The organism is Brevundimonas sediminis (genome assembly GCF_048799765.1).
Classification (GTDB): Bacteria; Pseudomonadota; Alphaproteobacteria; order Caulobacterales; family Caulobacteraceae; genus Brevundimonas.
Genome location: NZ_JBLYQK010000010.1, coordinates 69,461 through 88,845, shown reverse-complemented (window position 1 = coordinate 88,845; position 19,385 = coordinate 69,461). Strand labels below are relative to the sequence as shown.

The following is a 19,385-nucleotide window of genomic DNA, read 5'->3' as shown; positions in this document are numbered from 1 at the left end:
CTCGCGCGGGCGGGGTTCTGGTTAAGGCTTCTTAACCGTCCCCACGGCAATCGGTTGAGGGGCGAAGACGATGCCCGGAGCCGATCATGACCCGTCCCCTAGCCGAGCTTCACGTCGCCGTCCTGATGGGCGGGCTGTCGTCCGAGCGCGAGGTGTCGCTGAGTTCCGGCAAGGGTTGCGCGGACGCCCTTGAGGGGCAGGTGGCCAAGGTCAGTCGCGTCGATGCGGGCCGTGATCTGGCCCAGGTGCTGGCCGCGCTGAAGCCGGACGTGGTGCTGAACGCCCTGCACGGCGAATGGGGCGAGGACGGCTGCGTCCAGGGCATCCTGGAGACGCTGCAGATCCCCTACACCCACTCCGGCCTGCTGGCCTCGGCCCTGACCATGGACAAGGACAAGACCAAGGCCGTGCTGCGCGCCGCGGGTGTCGTGGTGCCGGGCGGCGGCCTGTTCGACCGGCGCGCGGTGGCCCGCGGCCACGTCATCCCGCCGCCCTATGTGATCAAGCCCAACGCCGAAGGCTCATCCGTCGGGGTCTATCTGGTGCCGGAGGGTGCAGAGCCCCAGGCGGAGGTGGGCGCGCCCGACTGGACCTATGGCGAGGAGGTGATGGTCGAGCCCTATATCGCCGGCAAGGAGCTGTGCGTCACCGTGATCGGCGAGGCCTCCGGTCCGCGCGCCCTGACCGTCACCGACATCACGCCGGTGAAGGGCTTCTACGACTATGAGGCCAAATATGCGCCGGGCGGGTCGGTCCACAAGCTGCCCGCGGACCTGCCGCCCGCCGTCTTCGAACGGGCGCTGCGCGAGGCCGAACGGGCGCACAGCGCGCTTGGTTGCCGGGGCGTTAGCCGATCCGACTTCCGTTATGACGATATTAAGGACGATCTGGTCCTCTTGGAGGTCAATACCCAGCCCGGCATGACGCCGACCTCCCTCGTTCCCGAGCAGGCCGCGTACTGCGGGCTGGAATACAAAGACCTTGTTCGGTGGATGGTGGAGGACGCCTCATGCCCGCGGTAGTTCGCGGCGGTCGGCGACAGAATTCGAGCCAGACCGCAAAACGCGGCGCGGCGCCCCGGAACGGAGGGCGCGGTCGCGCGCCCCGGAACGCTTCTCCCATCCCCGGGAAGGTGGCGGCCATCGGTCGTCTGGACCTGTCCCCTCGCGCGGTGGTCATCTCGATTGCGGCGGGCGTGGTCCTGCTGGCCGGGGTTCTGGCCACCGGCGCGCGCGCCGACCGGATCGGCGCCTCGATCGGTCGGGGTGTCGACGGCGTCGTCATCGGCATGGGGCTGAAGCTCGAGAAGGTCTTCATCGAGGGCGAGAGCCCCGAGGCCACGGCGGCGATCCAGCAGGCGGTGCAGCTTCAGCCCGGCCTGCCCATGACCTCCATCGACCTGGACGCCGTCCGCGAACGGGTCGAGGCCGTGGGCTGGGTCAAGTCGGCGCGCGTCGTGCGCCTGCTGCCCAACACCCTGATCGTGGACGTGGTCGAGCACGACCGGATGGCGGTCTGGCAGGTCGCAGGGCGCAACCAGGTGATCGACGGCAAGGGCCGGGTCATCCCGGGCGCCGACGCCGGCCGCTATCCGAACCTGCCGCTGGTCGTCGGGGTCGGGGCCGAACAGGCGGCCGCCGAAATCCTGCCGCTGGTCGCCCAGCGTCCGCGTCTGATGAACCGTCTGGAAGCCCTCGTCCGCGTGGATGAGCGCCGCTGGGACCTGCGCCTGAAGGACGGCAGTCTGATCCAGCTGCCGGCGCTGAACCAGGACGCGGCCCTGATCCAGCTGGACGAGATGGACCAGCGCCGCCGGCTGCTGGAGCTGGGCTTCGCCCGCATTGATCTGAGAACGCCGGAAGAGGTCGCCGTCCGGCCCTCGTCCGACAACGGTAGAGCTTAAGAGGGCAGGGGATGGCCGGGCGGTCTGTGGACAAGTCTGTTGATGGTCGTGGCGCGTCGGGACGCGCCCCGGTGGTGGCTGCGCTCGATCTGGGCCAGTCGAAGGTCGGCTGCTTCATCATGAAGCCCGAGGGTGTGCGGCATGCGGACCGGACGATCCGGGTCGCGGGCGCCGGGCACGTCCAGTCGCGCGGCATCCGTGGCGGCGGGATCATCAGCATGGATGAGGCGGCCCAGGCCATCGGCCACGCCGTCGAGCGGGCCGAACGGGCCGCGGGGGCCCCCGTCGCGGGCGTCGTGGTGACCACCGCGATCGGCCAGATGGCCAGCCACCGGGTGCAGTCGCGCGTCTCTCTCGGCCAGAATCCGGTCGGCGACGGTGATCTGGCGCGGGCCATCGCCATGGCCCTGGCCCAGATCCGTCTGCCCAGCCGCCGGCCGATCCACGTCCTGCCGATCGCCTGGTCGGTCGACGGCGCGCGCGGCGTACGCGACCCGCGCTCCATGCGCGGGCATTCGCTGGGCCTGGACCTGCTGGTCGTTTCGATGGCCGAAAGCGCCTTCACCGCCCTGAGCCACTGCCTGGAGCTGGCCCATCTGGACCTGCAGGGCGTGGTCGCCGCGCCGGTCGCCTCCTCGCTGGCCGCGCTGGAAGACGATGAGATGGATCTCGGCTGCGTCTGCATCGACATGGGCGGCGGCGCCACCTCGGCGGCGGTCTGGGGCGGGCGGAGCCTGCTGCATATCGAGTCGCTGAACGTCGGCGGGGACCATGTGACGGCGGACATCGCCCGCGGCCTGTCCACCTCGCGCGCCGGGGCCGAGCGGCTGAAGACCCTGCACGGCTCGGCCATGGCCTCGGCCAATGAGGACCGCGAGATGCTGGAGGCCCCGCCGCGCGGCGAGGATCCGTCGGCCAGCCCGGTCGTGGTGCCGCGCGCCATGCTGAAGACCGTCATCGCCCCGCGGGTCGAGGAGACGCTCGAACTGCTGCGCGACCGCCTGCGGGCGGCCGGCGTCGGCTTGGAGCCGGGCGCGGGCATTGTCCTGACCGGCGGCGCCAGCCAGCTGAACGGCGTGTGCGAGATGGCGGTGCGGGTGTTTGACCGCCCGGTGCGCCTCGGCAAGCCCCAGCGCGCGCCCCACCTGGCCGACGCCGCCTCCGGTCCGGCTTTCTGCTCGGCGGCCGGCGTCCTGCTGCGAGCGGCCTACGGCCCGCGGGAAGCTGTGTCCGCGCGGAAACTGATGTCGCGTCAGATTACCGCAGCCGACGCTCCGCGCGCCCATGCCGGCGGTCTCGTCGCCCGGGCGGCGGGCTGGCTGCGCGAGAACCTTTAGGGCGGCGAAACGCCCGCCGGCAGGCGGTCGCGGCAATGTGGCGAGGCTTACGCCGTTATGCCGCCGCATAGGGCCGTTTTTCTCGCCCGGATGGCGAGACTGTGTCCGGATTGTAACAACGCGGGTCCGGAGTGGTCGCCAAGCCGCCACAATCTCTTGTGGACGCCATCTTTGCTGCTAGCGTGTCCTCCGAAGCAGTGTGCCGACTTCGGTCGGCGTGCTGCGTCTTGCATCCTTTATCGGTTGGGGCCCAACACATGCTAATCAAGCGCAAGTATCTCTTTGGCACTACGATCCTGGCCGGGGTCATGGCTGTGGCGGCTCCGGCCTTCGCCCAGAGCCAGCTCCCGGGCGTGACCGTTCAGGGCCAGTCCGACCAGGACGCCACCCAGATCGAGGAAGTGGTCGTCACCGGTTCGCGTATCCGTCGCGACCCGACCAACTCGCCGACCCCGCTGATCACGGTGGACCGTGAGCAACTGCTCACCACCGGTCAGTCGACCGTCATCGATTACCTGGCCACCATCCCGGCCCTGTCGAACTCGCTGGTTCCGTCGGACACCACCGGTTCGGGCCTGGGCGACGGCGGTCTGTCGTTCGCCAACCTGCGCTCGCTGGGCACCGGCCGCACGCTGACCCTGGTGGACGGCAAGCGTCACGTCGGTTCGAGCGGCGGTTCGCTGTCGGTCGACGTCGACGCCATCCCGCGTCTGCTGATCGAGAACATCGAGATCGTCACCGGCGGCGCGTCGTCGGTTTACGGCGCTGACGCCGTCTCGGGCGTTCTGAACTTCGTCCTGCGCAAGGACTTCGAAGGCGTCGAGATCGACGCCAACTACGGCATGATCAACCAGGGCGGTGAAGCCAACAAGCGCGTGTCCGCGCTGATGGGCGTGAACCTGCTGAACGATCGCCTGAACCTGTGGGCCTTCGGCGAGTACGAGCAACTCGACGAACTGCGCGCCATGGACGTCGACTGGCTGCGCGACTCCTACGCCCTGGTGGGTGTGGACGTCGATCCGACCGCCTCGCCGAACGACGGCATCATCGACGCCCGCGTGTTCAGCCACGTGAACACCATGCAGCGCCTGCGCTGGGGTGTGGTGAACATCGCCAACAACCAGCCGGCCTCGCCGACGTCCGACCCGGACATCCCCTACAACAACTGCACCAACACCGCGGCCAACCACTACGCGGTCAACTGTATGCAGATGAACCCGGGCTACACCTGGGTGTTCGAGGGCACGACCGCCCGTCTGGCTGATTTCGGCACCCGCATCGGCACCGGCATCTCGCGCACCCTGAACGTGGGTGGCGACGGTGAGCCGGCGTCGGAGTACGGCCAGTACACCTTCTTCCCGGAAGGCGAGAACAAGCGTTTCGCGGCCGGCGCCAACTTCGCGCTGACCCCGGACATCATGTTCCGCTTCGAGGCCAAGCACATCGAGGAAGAAACCTTCGATGAAGGCCAGCCGACCTTCTTCGACATCTTCATCAACGACGACCGTGGCGTGAACCAGGTGACGCAGATCCGCGCCACCTCGGCCTACACCATCCGTCTGAGCGACAACGCCTTCATTCCGGCGAACCTGCGTTCGGCGATCCTGGGCAACCAGATCCGCACCTACACGGCGCCGACCGCGACCACGCCGAGCCAGCCGACCGCGACCCTGACCAGCGCGCCTTACGCCCGTAACGCCCTGCGTGGTCCGGACCGCAGCCAGCTGAACAACCGCGAGCTGAACCGCTACGTGGCCTCGCTGGAAGGCAACATCGACCGCCTGCTGTTCGTCGACAACATCCGTTGGGACCTGAGCTACACCTACGGTGAAGTGGACGTTTCGAACCGCGAACGCGGCGTGGACGTCGAGCGCATGGCCTTCGCTTCGGACGCCGTGGTCGACACCGCCGGTGAAGTGAACGGCCGCCCGGGCGAGATCGTCTGCCGCGTCCAACTGGCCGCCAAGCGTGGCGAGACCAACCCGGCGATCGTGCTGGACGAAGTCTTCCGCGCCGGCGCCGACGTGCGTGACAGCGCCGCCGGCCGCGCCGCCATCAACGAGTGCGTGCCGCTGAACGTCTTCGGCAAGGGCAACCAGTCGCAGGAAGCCCTCGACTACATCTATGCCGAAGTCGGCTTCACCGATCACAACGAGCAGGAACAGGCCGTCGCGGCCGTTTCGGGCGAGATGTTCGACATCTTCGGCGCCGGCAAGATCGGCGTCGCCCTGGGTGTCGAGTACCGTCGTGAGTTCACCGAAGGCACCGGCCGTGAAGGTGAAGTGGGCGATCGCCTGCTCTTCCTGAACACCAGCCCGGACCAGCCGGCGGTGGAGTACGAATCGGAAGAAGTCTTCGCCGAAGTCTCGATCCCGCTGTTCCGCGACAGCTGGCTGGGTGAGTACGCCGAACTGAGCGGTTCGTACCGCTACTTCGACTACACGACCGCCGGCACCGGCGACGTGTACGGCGTCAACTTCGTCTACCGTCCGATCCGCGACATCGCGTTCAAGACGAGCTTCAACACCTCGTTCCGCGCGCCGAACCTGGCCGAAAACTTCTCGCCGTACGGCCAGACCTTCGCCAACTTCGCGTTCTCGGATCCCTGCTCGACCGCGAACATCAACGCGGCCGCCAACGCCCAGTACCGCACCAACCGTCTGGCCAACTGCCAGGCGCTGCTGAACCAGTACAATGCGGCCCACGGCACCGCCCTGACGTTCGACTTCGCGAACGCCACCCCGGGCAACACGGCGGATGACTTCGATCCGTCGGCCTACGGCACGGGCGGCACCGCCGGTGTCGCGGGCGGTAACCCGTTCCTGCAGCCGGAAACCTCGGACTCGTTCACCTTCTCGACGGTGATCCAGCCCCGCATGTTCCCGGACTTCAGCCTGGTTCTGGACTACTATGAAATCCAGATCGACAACGTGATCGCCTCGGTTTCGGCCGTCACGGCGGCTGAGCAGTGCGTCAACGGTTCGACCCTGAACACCGCTGTCTGCGCCACCATCTTCCGTGACGATCCCAGCCGTCCGTTCCTGATCGGTCGTCCGACCGGTGACCCGATCGGCGGCTTCATCCAGGGTTCGATCAACTACGCCAAGCGCACCAGCCGCGGCCTCGACTTCACCGCGCGCTACTCGCTGGACCTGGAAGAGGCCTTCGGCCACAACTGGGGTCGCCTGGACTACCGCGTCGCGGGCACCTGGCTGCTCGAGCAGAAGAACTTCAACGACATCACCAACCTGTCGAACTTCACGCAGTCGGATGGCGACATCTACTACCCGCGTGTTCGTCTGACCTCGTCGCTGAACTACACGCCGAACGACACCTGGAGCTTCAACTGGACGATGGACTGGCAGGCGTCGCAAGACAACGCCAGCACCTATCGTGACTACGTGCTGTCGGGTAACCTCGACGCCCGTGATCCGAACGACATGCGGACCGGCGCCTTCGCCCGTCACGACTTCACGGTGCGCTGGAACGCCCGTGACGACCTGTCGGTGCGCTTCGGTGTCGTGAACGCCTTCGACGCCGAGCAGCCGCGCTACCTGGGTTCGACGCTCACCTCGAACTTCGACCCGTGGGGCACGCGCTTCTTCGTCGGCCTGAACTACCGTCCGTTCTGATCCGAACGGTCTGACTGAAAGAGGGGCCCCGCCGGCGACGGCGGGGCCCTTTCTTTATGTTCGCGTCAATCGACACCTGCGAAGCGCCGCGATAGCCTTCGCCCATGCTGACCCTTGAAGACCTGCTGGCGCCCGTCGACCCCCAGGAGTTCCGGAGCGCCTGCCTGGGCCGGACGCCGCTGCACATCCCGGCGACGGAGACGCGCAAACGCGCCTTGCTGGACTGGCGGGCCTTCAATGACCTTCTGTCCCGGTCCGGCGTCTGGACGGACCAGACCCTGCGGCTGGTGCACAACGGCACGGCCACGCCGGTCGAGGCCTATTGCAAGCTGCAGCCCGGGCCCGGCGGGCAGGTATGGCGGCCGTCGTCGCGCAAGGTCGAGGTGCTGATCGCCGAAGGGGCCAGCGTCGTCGCCAATGAGGTCCAGACCCTGCACGGTCCGATCATGGACGTCGCCCGCATGCTCAGCCGCACCTTCGCGGCCCAGGTGGGCGCCAATGTCTACTGCTCGTTCCAGGACGTGCAGGCCTTCAACAGCCATTTCGACAACCACGATGTCTTCGCGGTCCAGACCGAGGGCGAGAAGCTCTGGCGGATTTACGAAACCCAGCTCGACATGCCGGTCGATCTGCCGCCCGACGGCCCGGAAACCCGGCAATGGTTGCAGCAGGCGAGGGGCAAGGTGGTGCAGGAGCTGGTGATGCGTCCCGGCGACGTGCTCTATCTCCCGCGCGGCCGTTTCCACGACGCCCTGGCGACGGACACGGCGTCGCTGCACGTGACCTTCTCTGTCACGCCCCTGTACGGCCGCATCCTCTTCTCCCTGCTCGACAATGCGGCGATGCAGCTGCCGGAGTTCAGGGCCTATTTCCCGCCCGCGACCGAGGATGGAGGGCGGGCGCTGGAGTCCCATCTGCGCAACCTGGGCCAACTTCTGGCCAGTCTGGTGTCCAGTCCGGCCTTCCGGGACGAAATCCGGATGTCCCAGGACAGCCTGATCCCCCGTCCCGTCGACTTCGCCCTGCCGCAACGACCGGCCCTCACCTGGCTGAAGGCGACCGGGCGGCCGTTCCCGCCGGGAGACGCCGCGCTCGGGGTGGTCTACGACTGGTGCGCCGGGCAGGCGCGGTTCAGCCGGGAGGATGCGCTCGCCCAGTTCGATTTCGTCGAACCGGACCGTCTGGGGGCCGCCCTTGACGCCGCCCGGGCCGCCGGCGCCCTGGCCGACGCCTGACCGGCGTTTTCGCCGTGTTTTCCTCTGGTGAAGGTTAATCTGGATGGTGGCGGGGGCTCCGACTCACCCTATCCGGTAACACTCTCTTAAGCAGTTTGGGCGCTTCCTTAACGCGCTCATAACCAATGCGATTCGGGCGGGGTTCTCGCATCGGGACTGCTGGGGCAGGGTCGGAATTAGGGTCGGAAAAATGTCTCTCTCGCTGGTGCGTCCGCAAACCACGGAACTGAAACCCCGTATCGTCGTCTTCGGCGTCGGCGGGGCGGGCGGAAACGCCGTCAACAACATGATCGACGCCGGCCTTGAAGGGGTCGAGTTCGTCGTCGCCAACACCGATGCCCAGCATCTGTCGTTCGCCAAGACCGACCGGCGCATCCAGCTGGGCGAGACCATCACCCAGGGTCTGGGCGCGGGCGCCCACCCCGAGGTCGGCATGAACGCCGCCGAGGAGTCGGCCGAGGAGATCTTCGGCCACCTGGACGGCGCCCACATGGTCTTCATCACCTGCGGCATGGGCGGCGGCACCGGTACCGGCGCGGCCCCGGTCATCGCCAAATGCGCGCGGGACCGCGGCATCCTGACCGTCGGCGTCGTGACCAAGCCCTTCACCTTTGAAGGCCGTCACCGCATGCGTCTGGCCGAGGCCGGCATCGCCGAGCTGCAGCGCTACGTCGACACCCTGATCGTCATTCCGAACCAGAACCTGTTCCGCGTCGCCAACGAGCGCACGACCTTCGCCGACGCCTTCGGCATGGCGGACCAGGTCCTGCACTCGGGCGTGCGCTCGATCACCGACCTGATGATCCTGCCGGGCCTGATCAACCTCGACTTCGCCGACGTCCGCGCCGTGATGAGCGAGATGGGCAAGGCGATGATGGGCACGGGCGAGGCCTCGGGCGACGACCGCGCCCTGATGGCGGCCCAGAACGCCATCGCCAACCCGCTGCTGGACGAGACCTCGCTCAAGGGCGCCAAGGCCGTGCTGGTGAACATCACCGGCGGCATGGACATGACGCTGCTGGAAGTCGACGAAGCCGCCAACGCCATCGCCGGCGAGGTCGACTCCGACGCCAACATCATCTTCGGCGCGGCCTTCGACCCGCAGCTGGAAGGCAAGATCCGCGTCTCGGTCGTGGCCACCGGCATGGAGGACATGTCCGCGGTCAAGGCTCCGCCGTCCTCCGGGTCGCAGGGCTTCGACACCCGCCGTCCGGCCCCGGCCTTCGCGCCGCGCGCCTCGGAGCCGGTTCGCGCCGAGCCCGTCCGCACCGCCGAGCCGGTGCGCGCCCGGATGGAAGAGGCCCCGATCGTCCCCTCCTTTCAGCCCGCCCAGCCGGCGTACGGCGCGGTAGCCCAGGCCCCCGAGCCCAAGCCCGAGCCGGTGATCCACGTCGCCGAGGAGCGCAAGCTCGAGCCGATCGTCGATCCGTGGGTCGAGGAGTACGAAAGCGCTCCGCGTCCGGCCGCCGAGAAGGCGCCGCAGACCCAGGGCGACCTGTACATGGACCGTCCGGCCGCCGCCGCGCCGGAGCCCGCGCCTCGCGCCGAGCCGCGTGCCGAGCCGGCCTATGACGACGGCTACGACGACCGCGATCACCGCAAGAGCGGCTGGAGCCTGTTCGGCAAGAAGCGCCAGCAGCCCACCTATCCGCCCGCCGGGGGCCGCCAGACGGAAATGCGTCACACCAGCCAGGTCCAGCCGACCGTCGAGCCCGAGCTGGGCCAGGCCGAGGACGATCTGGAAATCCCCTCCTTCCTGCGCCGACTGGCGAACTAGGGATCAGGGACTAGGGACTAGGGATTAGGGCGGTCCGCAGGGGCCGCCCTTTTTCGTGCCTGCTGGAGCAGAGGGAGGGCAGGGGGGCTAATCCCTGGTCCCTAGTCTCTGATCCCTTCTCTGTTTCAGACCGAAACAATCCGAAACCCGACTTTCATTTCGCGCTTGCGAAGAGCCCGCTAACCAAGGTGCGGGGCGAACTCCGCACGCAGAGGCGGAACGCAGAATGAAGAGAGTTTGAGTTTGTCGGTCCGTAACGACCATCTTCAGAAGACGACCGTCGCGCCCGCGATCATCGCCGGCGTGGGCGTGCACACGGGCGACCGTGTGCGTCTGGCCGTGCGCCCGGCGCCGGCCGGCACGGGCATCGTCTTCGTCCGCACCGACATCACCGACCGCGACAACCGCATCCCCGTCTCGGGCGAGGCCGTGGTCGACGCGCGCCTGAACACCATGATCGAGAACGCCGCGGGCGTGCGCCTGTCGACGATCGAGCACCTGATGGCCGCCTTCGCCGCGCTCGGCGTGTCGAACGCCGTGGTCGAGGTCGACGGCCCCGAGCTGCCGATCCTGGACGGTTCGGCCCTTCAGTTCGTCCAGCTGCTGGACCGCGCCGGCTTCCGCAAACAGGAAGCCCCGGTCCGCTACATCGAGATTCTGGAGCCGATCCGGGTTCAGGAGGGCGACAAGAGCGCCGTCCTGCTGCCCTGCGACCGCTATGAGATGCGGTTCGAGATCGACTTCGCCACCCCGGTCATCGGCAATCAGGTCGTGGACTTCGTGGTCGACGAGCAGACCTTCCGCGACGAGATCATGGCCGCCCGCACCTTCGGCTTCGCCCATGAGGTCGAGGCCCTGCGTAAGGCCGGTCTGGCCCGTGGCGGCTCGTTGGAGAACGCCGTGGTCATCGACGGCGACCAGATCCTGAACCCGGGCGGACTGCGCATGGAGCGCGAGTTCGTGAAGCACAAGGCGCTGGACGCCATCGGCGACCTGTACGTCCTCGGCGCGCCCCTGCTGGGCCGCTACGAAGGCGTGAAGGCCGGTCACGCGATCAACAACCTGCTGGTCCGCGAACTGCTGGCCAACCCGCACGCCTGGCGCGAAGTCACCCGCGTGCCGGAAATGGCGATGGCGGGGTGAAACGCCCGCCCGATCAGCCCAGGCTGATCGCGCTCATCAGCCGGCCGAAGTCCGGCTCCCCGTTCAGATAGGCCCGGCGGTTCGAGAAGAACTGCACTTCGTCCGCGCGGGTGTCGTGGCCGGTCCAGGCCGCCTGACCCACGCCCGCCTGTTCCAGGCGCCACAGGACGAAGCCGGGCAGGTCGAACAGGCGTTTGTCCGGGGCGGAGCCCGGAATGAAGAAGCGCTCGCTGCCCGGATCGTGGTGGGCGAACCGCTCCTCGAAATCGGAACCGACCTCATAGGACGCTTGCGCGATACAGGGGCCGACCACGGCGACGATGCGCGACGGCGCGGCGCCCAGCGCCTGCATGGACGCGACGGTGGAGTGGATTACCCCGCCCAAGGCGCCCTTCCAGCCCGCGTGGGCCGCGCCGACGATGCCGGCGTCGGGATCGGCCAGCAGGACCGGGGCGCAGTCGGCGGTCAGGACGCCGCAGATCACGCCGGGCGCGGCAGTGGCGACGGCGTCGCCCTCGGGCCGTTCGCCTTTCCAGCCGGCCTCGGCGACGCGACAGACGGCGGAGTGAATCTGGTAGCAGGCGGCGATGTCATCGGGCGTCCCGCCCATGTGCGCGGCGATGCGGCGGCGGTTCTCGGCCACGGCGGCGGGATCGTCGGTCGAGCCCAGGCCGGTGTTCAGGCTGTCATAGATGCCGCCCGACACGCCGCCGCGACGGGTGAAGAAGCCGTGGCGGACGCCCGCGCGCTCCAGCAGGGGATGGGTGATCGGTTCCAGCGACATTGTCAGTCCTCGAAGCCCGGCACGACCAGCGTATGCGGAGAGAAGATCGCGCAGGCCTTGAACAGGGTTCCCATCTGGTCGTCGTCGGTCAGACGGGCCAGCTGGCGGTCGATGACGGGCGCGGCGTCCGGGCGGCCCGACTTGAGCCGGTCGGCGCGGGCCTCGATCCCCAGCAGGCGCAGGAACTCGCCCTGGCCCAGACAGCCGGTGACATCGGCGCCCGTATGCACGGCGGCCTCCAGCACGGTGGGGAAGTCGGCCCACTGGGTCAGGTCGGCCTCGCCGGGATCAGCGAGGGGATCGACCTTCCGGTGCCGCTTCAGGGCTTGAAGCGTATCGCCCGCCTCCGCCCTGGCCCGACCATAGTCGATCAGCAGGGCGGCGCCCGAGGCGACCTTGATCAGGGTGGCCAGATCGCGGCCGAAGGCGGCCTGCTGTTCCGAGATCTCGACGGTCTGGCCCGGTTCGACGTCGAACGCCGGGCGTTTGAAGCCGCCGGTGATCTTCACCAGACCGAACTGGAGCTCGCCCTCATCGGTGACGCCGACGCGGCGCTCGGCCCAGCCGTCCTCGGTGCGCACGAACTGGCGGGCGGGCAGGCAGTCCAGCACCTCATTGGCGATCAGGATCACCGGGGCGTCGGTCTCGATCTGGTCCAGCGCCGAGACCCAGCGCGGGTGGACGTCGCTGTCGGCCAGCATGCGGGCCTGGGCCTCGCGCAGCGGGGCGCTGGGCTCGATCAGGATCAGATCAACCGCCTGCAGAAAGTCGGGGGCCAGACGGGCGGCGCGCAGGGCGTCGGCCATCAGGGTGCCGTCGCCGGGGCCGACCTCGACCAGCCGCACCCGCTCGGGCGCGCCCAGCCGATGCCACAGCTCGATGGCCCACAGCCCGATCAACTCGCCGAACATCTGGCTGATCATCGGCGCGGTGATGAAGTCGCCGGTCGCGCCGAGGGCCGGCCGGGTGGCGTAGTAGCCGTCCTGCGGATCGTGCAGGCAGCGGGTCATGAAGTCGGCGACCGTCATCGGTCCCGTCAGCGCGATCTCCCGCGCCAGGCGGTCCCTCAGGCTCATGAGGCCGCGGGCGTGTCGGGGCCCCGGTCAACCGGCGGACGGCTCCAGGCGCGCCAGATCAGCCAGACGCCGATGATCATCATGGGCGTGGACAGGATCATGCCCATGGTCAGGCCGAAGGGCAGGTGGTCCAGGCCCACGTCCGGCTGGCGCACCGTCTCCAGCAGGGCGCGGATCAGGCCGTAGCCCAGCAGGAACAGACCGGTGACATAGCCGGGCTTGCGCAGCAGCCCGCATTTCCACACCGCGAAGGCCAGCAGGCCGAACAGGAAGACGCCTTCCAGCCCCGCCTCGTAAAGCTGGCTGGGATGGCGGACGATGTCGCCCGGTCCCTGTCCGAGGTATTCGCAGGTCGCGCCGTACAGGTCGCGGGCGCGCTGGTTGCAGAAGTTGACGCCCCAGGGGACGGTCGTCTCGCGGCCCCAGAGCTCGCCGTTGATGAAGTTGGCCAGGCGGCCGAACATCAGGCCCAGCGGGGCGGCGGCCAGGGCGATGTCGCCGATGGTCAGGATGCGGACCCGGGCGCGCAGGGCGAACAGAACCACCGCGAGGGTGCAGCCCAGCAGGCCGCCATGGAAGGACATGCCGCCGTCCCAGAGCCGGAACAGGGCCAGTCGCTCACCCCAGTTCGCGCCGGTGAACAGGGCGCCGTAGAGATGCGGCTGATAGAAGAGGGCGAAGCCCAGACGGCCGCCCAGGATGATGCCGAGGGTGATCCAAAGGACCAGATCGTCCAGTTGCTGGGTGCTGATGGGCGGCTTGCCCGGCGCCCACAGACGCTCTGTCCTGATGATCCGGGCGGCGTACCACCAGCCCAGAACAATGCCCGCCACATAGGCGAGGGCATACCAGCGGATGTCCAGCGGGCCGATGCTGAACCAAACCGGATCGAACTCGGGAAATTGCACGGGCGCTCCTGAAGGCGGTTCCTCGGGGCGTGGTGTAGCAAGCGTCGCCGGTCACGTCCCCGAAATTTCCGTAACGCCGCGGCGGCGCTTTCGCCGCATGGGTGACAAGGTTTCGTTCACCATATCGGGTCAACCTTCGTTAACGATGCTCGCCGGTGCGAGTCGGAGCCCCTGAAGACCATGCAGAGCCGCAATCCCTTCCTCGACGAGTTCTCGAAACTGGCCACCGGCGCCATGGGCCTGGCCCAGACGGCGGGGGAAGAAGCGAAGACGGCCATGCGTGCGCAGGCGGATCGCTTCGTCGCCGAAATGGACCTGGTGCGGCGCGACGAATTCGATGCGCTGAAGGCGGAAGTCACGGCTTTGCGTGAGGAAATTGCGGCTCTGAAGGCCGCCAAGACGCCTCGCAAGGGAACGTCCACAGCGACTGTTCCCCCCAAGGACGCAGCCGGTTGAGCCGAATCTGCGAACCCGCCTACGGTTCCTTAACAGGGCGTGAGTCGCGCCCAAGGAAGACTTGATGGACGCCGTTCGGCCCGAAGAAATCGACACGCCCTTCGATCCGCTGGACGTGGTCGAGCATGTGCTGGTGGCGGAAAACCTGCCGTTTGACCGCACGGATGAGGGCGATCTGGCCTTCTCGCTGGCCGGCGACTGGAAGGACTATGAGCTGTGGTTCGCCTGGCGTCCCGAGGGCGACTGCCTGCAGCTGTGCTGCGCCCTCGATCTTCAGGCGTCCAAGGCCCGCCGGGCCGCGGCCTATGAACTGGTCGGCCTGATCAACCAGCGCACCTGGATGGGCCATTTCGAGGTCTGGGCCGAGGACGGCGAGATCGTCTTCCGCCACTCCCTGGCCCTGCCGCTGGGCGAGCGTCCGACCCTGGCCCAGGCGGCCTCGATGATCGACGCCGCCGTGGAGGCCGCCGACCGCTATTATCCCGCCTTCGACTTCATGATCCGCGGATCGAAAAAGCCGCAGGAGGCGATCGACGCCTGCCTGTTCGAGACGGTCGGCACCGCCTGATCCCATGACCTCCGATGTTTCCCGTGACGGCGTGGTCCTGGTGGGCTGCGGCCGTCTGGGTTCGGCCATGCTGGAAGGCTGGCTGGCGACCGGCGCGGTCGCGGCGCGCGACCTGATCATTCTGACCCCGTCCGACAAGCCCGTCGCGAACAAGGCCGGGTCGAAGGGCGCACGGATCAATCCGCCGCTTAAGGCGCTGGGCGAGGCGAAGACCGTGGTGCTGGCGGTCAAGCCGGCGATGTGGCGTGGCGCCCTTGGGGCGCTGGTCTCTCATCTGAATCCCGAAGCCGTGCTGGTGTCCGTGATGGCGGGGGTCAGGGCGGCGGACATCGCCGCCGTCGCCGGCCTTCCTGTCGCGCGGGTCATGCCGACCACGGCGGTGGCGCAGGCGCGGGGCGTGGCGGCGATCTGGTCTCAGGATGCGCGCGCCCTGACGGCGGCGCAGGCGCTGTTCACGTCCGTGGCCGATGTTGCGCCGCTGGAGGATGAGGGGCTGATGGATGCGGCGACCGCCGTGGCCGGATCGGCCCCCGCCTTTATCTATGCCTTCGTGCAGGCGCTGGCGGCGGCCGGTGAGGCGCAGGGACTGTCCCCCGACGCCGCCGCGCGGCTGGCGCGGGGGGCGCTGAGATCAGCGGGCGCGGGACTGGAGACGGGGGAGGGGCTGGACGCCCTGGTCGCGCGCATCGCCTCGCCCGGCGGCACGACCCGCGCCGGACTGGACGCCATGGCCGAAGGCGGCGACCTGGCGCGCGCGGCCGAAACCGCCGTCAGGGCGGCGGTCGAGCGGGCGAAAAGCTTCTAGCGGCTGACGTAGCGCCCGGCCGCGAGGTTCGCGCCCAGTCGCTGATAGGCGCGGTCCGCGTCCTGCCAGACCGCGAAGCCCCGGACGTCCGTCACATTGTGCGAGAACCAGCGATAGCGGACAGGCTGTTCCGTGCCGTCCGACAGGGTGATGGCGCCCTCGATCTCGGCGCCGCCGATGGACAGGCTGCGGATCGGATCCAGACCCGGCCGTTCCGCGATCTGCTGGAACGTTGGGCGGTTCGGCCTCAGGTCCGTCAAAACCAGATCAATCCTTGCGCCCGCGAGCGCCGGCGTGTCGGCGACCGCCCGGGACACGACCGCGGTCAGGCGATCGACCTGCTCCTGCACCTCGCGCTGACCCAGGTCCCGGACATCGCGCTGCAGTTCCGGCGACAGGGTGACGGTGACGACGGGTTGCGCGGCCGCCGCCCCGGCGAGGGTCGCAGCGACGGCGAACGGTACGAAGAAGGCGAGATTACGCATGGCGGTCTCCAGAGCGCCCCCGATCCTGGGTTCAACATGGGCGCGAACGCCCGGCTTGGCAACGGCTAGCCCGGCATGCGGATCAGAGCCCGCAGTCCGCCGAGATCGCTGCGCTCCAGGGTGATGTCGCCGCCGTGGCCGCGCGCCACGTCGCGGGCGATGGCGAGGCCCAGGCCGACTCCCTTGCGGTTCTGGTTGCGGCTTTCGTCCAGCCGGGAAAAGGGACGGAAGGCCTCTTCGTGCATCTCTTCCGGAATGCCGGGGCCGTCATCCTCGATCGCCACCTCGAACCCGCCCGACGGCAGGGCGCGGGCGGACAGGCGGACGTGCTCGCCGTGGGCGGCGGCGTTGCCGGCCAGATTGATCACCGCCCGCTTGAAGGCGAGGGGACGGACCAGGGCAGGCAGGGCGGCGGGCGCGACGACCTCGACCTCGGCGCCGGCCCGGCGCGCATCCTCGGCGGCGACCGTCAGCAGATCGGGGATGGAGATTTCCTGCGGCGTCTCCCCGGCCTCGCCCCGGGCGAAGGCCAGATATTCGTCGATCATATGCTCCATCTCGTCCATGTCGCCGCGCATGGCCTCGGCGCGCTTGAACGGGGGGGCGAGGGCCAGTTCCAGCCGCAGGCGGGTCAGGGGCGTGCGCAGGTCGTGGCTGACGGAGGCCAGAAGGGCGGTGCGCTGGTCGATGTGGCGCTGGATGCGGTCGCGCATGTCCATGAAGGCCCGGGCCGCGGCGCGGACCTCGCGCGCGCCGGAGGGCTTGAACCGCTCCCGCGGCTCCCCCCGGCCGAAGGCTTCGGCCGCCTCGGCCAGTCGTTCGATCGCGCGGACCTGGTTGCGGATGAACAGGATGGCCACCCCCATGAGCAGGACGGTGGCGATCAGCAGCCACAGGACGAAGATGTGGGCCTGGGTCGCGACCGCCCGCTCGCGCGGGGCGATGATGCGCAGCACGCCCTGCGGCTGTTGCACCCGGATGTCGACATAGGCGGGGTAGCGGGTGGTGTCGAACCAGACCGGCTGGTCGATCCGGTTGCGAAGGGCCGCCTCCAGCGTCCGGTCCACGACGCCGAGCGTCCCGCGCCGGGTCTCGCGCGGCAGGGTTTCTCCCTCCTGCAGGGCGATGGACAGGGACATGGACCGCTCGGCCCGTTCGGCGATGACGTCGAGGTTTCGCGGGGTCGGATCGTCCGCATAGCTTTCGACCGCCCAGGCGATGTCCCCCGCCAGACCGTCGGACAGGCGGGCGGTCACGGTCTGCCAGTGCATGTCGAAGAAGGCCCAGGTGACGGCCACCTGCATGACCAGGACCGGCAGGACGATGATCAGCAGCGACCGGCCCCACAGCGAGGTCGGCAGACGCCGCTTCAGGAAGCGCGGCCAGAGGGGCGCGGGGAGCAGTCTCATGCCCGTTCCTCCCCCTTGGGGAAGGGGGACCATCCGCAGGATGGTGGAGGGGTGTTGAAGCGAGCGCGGGGCCGGCGCCCCTCCATCGCTCCGCGGTCCCCCTCCCCCGAGGGGGGAGGAAGGCGGTGCATCAGTCCGGAGCCAGCATGTAGCCGATGCCGCGCACCGTCTGGAGATAGCGCGGGTTCTTGGGGTCGGCCTCCAGCTTGCGGCGCAGGCGGGTGACCTGGACATCCACGGCGCGGCCGGTGATGTCGGCGGTGTCGGGCGACAGGCTCATGCGCTCTACCGGGGCGTGGGCGTGGATGGCCAGGGTCTTCAGCAACTGGGCCTCGGCCTCGGTCAGGCGTTGTGGCTTGCCGTCCTTGAGGAGTTCCAGCCGCTCCATGTCGAACACCGCCGGCCCCAGCTTGATTTCGCGCGGGGTCAGGGGCTTGCCGCCGGTGCGGCGCAGGATGGCGTCGATGCGGAGCGCCAGTTCGCGCGGGTCGAACGGCTTCGACATATAGTCATCGGCGCCGCGGGACAGACCCTCGATGCGGTCGTCCGGATCGCCCTTTGCCGTCAGCAGCAGCACCGGCGTCCTGGAGGTCTCGGCCTTGGAGCGGATCCAGGTGGTCAGGTCGAAACCGCTTTCGCCGGGCATCATGACGTCCAGCACGATCAGATCGAACTCGATCAGTTCGACCAGGCGTTTGGCGGCCGCCGCGTGGGCGGCGCCGGTGACGCGATAGCCTTCGCGGGTCAGGAATTCCTTCAGCAGCTCGCGGATGCGGTCGTCGTCATCAACGACCAGCAGATGGCGGCCCGCGCCGGGTCCGGCGATGGGGCCCGAACGGCCATGGGAACGGGTGTCGGTCATGCCGATACGGCCCCGCGCGCGCGACAGACGTTGACCTGAGCGATTCCGGCGGGTCTAAACCGGTAGGTTTCGCGGGAGACGTTATTCAATGGCCTTCATTCCTTTCGACGATCGTGACGGCTGGATCTGGATGGACGGGCATTTCGTGCCCTGGCGGGACGCGAAAACGCACGTTTTGACCCATGCCCTCCACTACGGCTCGTCGGTGTTCGAGGGTGAGCGTATGTATGGCGGCGAAATCTTCAAGCTGACGCCGCATTCGGAGCGTCTGAAGCGCTCCGCCAACCTTCTTGATTTTGATCTTCCCTACAGCGTGGCCGAGATCGACGCCGCCTGCAAGGAAACCTGCGAAAAGATGGGGCTTTCCGACTGCTATGTGCGGCCGGTGGCCTATCTGGGCGCGGAACAGGTCAGCGTGACCGCGAAGAACTCGAAGGCGCACGTCGCCATCGCCGTGTGGGACTGGCCCAGCTATTTCGATCCGGAGACCAAGGCGAAGGGGATTCGCCTGGAGTGGGCCAAATGGCGCCGTCCGGACCCGGCCACCGCCCCGTCGGCGGCCAAGGCGGCAGGCCTGTACATGATCTGCACCATGTCCAAGACCGCCGCCGAGAAGCGCGGCTTCTCGGATGCGATGATGCTGGACTGGCGCGGCTATGTCGCCGAGGCGACCGGCGCCAACGTCTTCTTCGTGCAGGACGGCGTTCTGCACACCCCGCCCATCGACGCGATCTTGGACGGCATCACCCGCCAGACCGTGATCGAGATGGCGAAGGCCAGGGGCATCGAGGTGGTCGTGCGTCACATCCGTCCGGAAGAGCTGTCGACGTTCAGCGAATGCTTCCTGACCGGCACGGCCGCCGAGGTGACCCCGGTCAGCGAGATCGGCGAATACCGCTTCACCCCCGGCGCGCTCAGCCTCGGCCTGATGGAAGACTACGGCAAGCTGGTCCGCGGCCAGCTCTGATCCGGCGGTCGCATCCGGCGCCGCTTGCCAGATGCGAC

At 68.5% G+C, this 19,385-nt stretch carries 17 protein-coding genes; 11 read left to right on the top strand and 6 right to left on the bottom strand.

Features of this window, described 5'->3' with window-relative positions:
* The first annotated feature begins 86 nt into the window (after nucleotides 1–86).
* The 7 genes from ACLQ7T_RS08115 (at nucleotide 87) to lpxC (ending at nucleotide 11,027) form a co-directional block, all read left to right on the top strand.
* Nucleotides 87–1,022, top strand: coding sequence for a D-alanine--D-alanine ligase (locus tag ACLQ7T_RS08115; RefSeq protein ID WP_420478960.1), 936 nt, complete (start codon nucleotides 87–89; stop codon nucleotides 1,020–1,022).
* Nucleotides 1,010–1,903, top strand: a complete 894-nt coding sequence (locus ACLQ7T_RS08110) for a cell division protein FtsQ/DivIB (protein WP_420471556.1) — start codon at nucleotides 1,010–1,012, stop codon at nucleotides 1,901–1,903. The genes ACLQ7T_RS08115 and ACLQ7T_RS08110 overlap by 13 nt, the downstream gene beginning before the upstream one ends.
* Nucleotides 1,904–1,914: 11 nt before the next feature.
* Nucleotides 1,915–3,240, top strand: coding sequence for a cell division protein FtsA (ftsA, locus tag ACLQ7T_RS08105; protein ID WP_420478959.1), 1,326 nt, complete (start codon nucleotides 1,915–1,917; stop codon nucleotides 3,238–3,240).
* A 257-nt stretch (nucleotides 3,241–3,497) separates the two neighbouring features.
* Complete coding sequence (locus ACLQ7T_RS08100; protein ID WP_420478958.1) at nucleotides 3,498–6,872, top strand: TonB-dependent receptor domain-containing protein; 3,375 nt, start codon at nucleotides 3,498–3,500, stop codon at nucleotides 6,870–6,872.
* A 104-nt stretch (nucleotides 6,873–6,976) separates the two neighbouring features.
* Complete coding sequence (locus ACLQ7T_RS08095) at nucleotides 6,977–8,107, top strand: cupin domain-containing protein (protein WP_420478957.1); 1,131 nt, start codon at nucleotides 6,977–6,979, stop codon at nucleotides 8,105–8,107.
* Nucleotides 8,108–8,297: 190 nt separating this feature from the next.
* Nucleotides 8,298–9,884 (top strand): cell division protein FtsZ, encoded by a 1,587-nt coding sequence (gene ftsZ, locus ACLQ7T_RS08090; protein ID WP_420471552.1) that lies wholly within the window; start codon nucleotides 8,298–8,300, stop codon nucleotides 9,882–9,884.
* Between the two features lie 243 nt (nucleotides 9,885–10,127).
* Nucleotides 10,128–11,027 (top strand): UDP-3-O-acyl-N-acetylglucosamine deacetylase, encoded by a 900-nt coding sequence (gene lpxC, locus ACLQ7T_RS08085; RefSeq protein ID WP_420478956.1) that lies wholly within the window; start codon nucleotides 10,128–10,130, stop codon nucleotides 11,025–11,027.
* A 13-nt stretch (nucleotides 11,028–11,040) separates the two neighbouring features.
* Here the strand turns inward: lpxC and pgeF are convergent, their stop codons facing one another.
* From pgeF to lgt, 3 genes are read right to left on the bottom strand one after another with little or no spacing between them, the layout of a single operon-like run.
* Nucleotides 11,041–11,811: a peptidoglycan editing factor PgeF gene (gene pgeF / locus ACLQ7T_RS08080; RefSeq protein ID WP_420478955.1), complete on the bottom strand. Its 771-nt coding sequence runs from the start codon at nucleotides 11,809–11,811 to the stop codon at nucleotides 11,041–11,043.
* A 2-nt stretch (nucleotides 11,812–11,813) separates the two neighbouring features.
* The gene (locus tag ACLQ7T_RS08075; RefSeq protein WP_420478954.1) at nucleotides 11,814–12,887 is read right to left on the bottom strand and encodes a class I SAM-dependent methyltransferase; all 1,074 of its coding nucleotides are present in this window, start codon (nucleotides 12,885–12,887) and stop codon (nucleotides 11,814–11,816) included.
* Nucleotides 12,884–13,795 (bottom strand): prolipoprotein diacylglyceryl transferase, encoded by a 912-nt coding sequence (gene lgt, locus ACLQ7T_RS08070; protein ID WP_420478953.1) that lies wholly within the window; start codon nucleotides 13,793–13,795, stop codon nucleotides 12,884–12,886. The genes ACLQ7T_RS08075 and lgt overlap by 4 nt, the downstream gene beginning before the upstream one ends.
* A gap of 180 nt (nucleotides 13,796–13,975) precedes the next feature.
* Between lgt and ACLQ7T_RS08065 the strand changes: the two genes are divergently transcribed.
* From ACLQ7T_RS08065 to ACLQ7T_RS08055, 3 genes are all read left to right on the top strand, one after another.
* The gene (locus ACLQ7T_RS08065; RefSeq protein ID WP_420471546.1) at nucleotides 13,976–14,251 is read left to right on the top strand and encodes an accessory factor UbiK family protein; all 276 of its coding nucleotides are present in this window, start codon (nucleotides 13,976–13,978) and stop codon (nucleotides 14,249–14,251) included.
* Between the two features lie 64 nt (nucleotides 14,252–14,315).
* Nucleotides 14,316–14,819, top strand: a complete 504-nt coding sequence (locus ACLQ7T_RS08060) for a type III secretion system chaperone family protein (protein ID WP_376862342.1) — start codon at nucleotides 14,316–14,318, stop codon at nucleotides 14,817–14,819.
* Nucleotides 14,820–14,823: 4 nt separating this feature from the next.
* The gene (locus ACLQ7T_RS08055; RefSeq protein WP_420478952.1) at nucleotides 14,824–15,624 is read left to right on the top strand and encodes a pyrroline-5-carboxylate reductase family protein; all 801 of its coding nucleotides are present in this window, start codon (nucleotides 14,824–14,826) and stop codon (nucleotides 15,622–15,624) included.
* Here the strand turns inward: ACLQ7T_RS08055 and ACLQ7T_RS08050 are convergent.
* The 3 genes from ACLQ7T_RS08050 to ACLQ7T_RS08040 form a co-directional block, all read right to left on the bottom strand.
* Nucleotides 15,621–16,109, bottom strand: coding sequence for a hypothetical protein (locus tag ACLQ7T_RS08050; RefSeq protein ID WP_420478951.1), 489 nt, complete (start codon nucleotides 16,107–16,109; stop codon nucleotides 15,621–15,623). The two genes, ACLQ7T_RS08055 and ACLQ7T_RS08050, sit on opposite strands and share 4 nt — an antisense overlap.
* A 65-nt stretch (nucleotides 16,110–16,174) precedes the next feature.
* Nucleotides 16,175–17,518, bottom strand: a complete 1,344-nt coding sequence (locus ACLQ7T_RS08045) for an ATP-binding protein (protein WP_420478950.1) — start codon at nucleotides 17,516–17,518, stop codon at nucleotides 16,175–16,177.
* Between the two features lie 130 nt (nucleotides 17,519–17,648).
* Nucleotides 17,649–18,380: a response regulator gene (locus ACLQ7T_RS08040; RefSeq protein WP_420478949.1), complete on the bottom strand. Its 732-nt coding sequence runs from the start codon at nucleotides 18,378–18,380 to the stop codon at nucleotides 17,649–17,651.
* Nucleotides 18,381–18,468: 88 nt separating this feature from the next.
* On the opposite strand from ACLQ7T_RS08040, the gene ACLQ7T_RS08035 reads away from it, so the two are divergent.
* Nucleotides 18,469–19,347, top strand: coding sequence for a branched-chain amino acid aminotransferase (locus tag ACLQ7T_RS08035; protein WP_420478948.1), 879 nt, complete (start codon nucleotides 18,469–18,471; stop codon nucleotides 19,345–19,347).
* The last annotated feature ends 38 nt before the right edge of the window (nucleotides 19,348–19,385 follow it).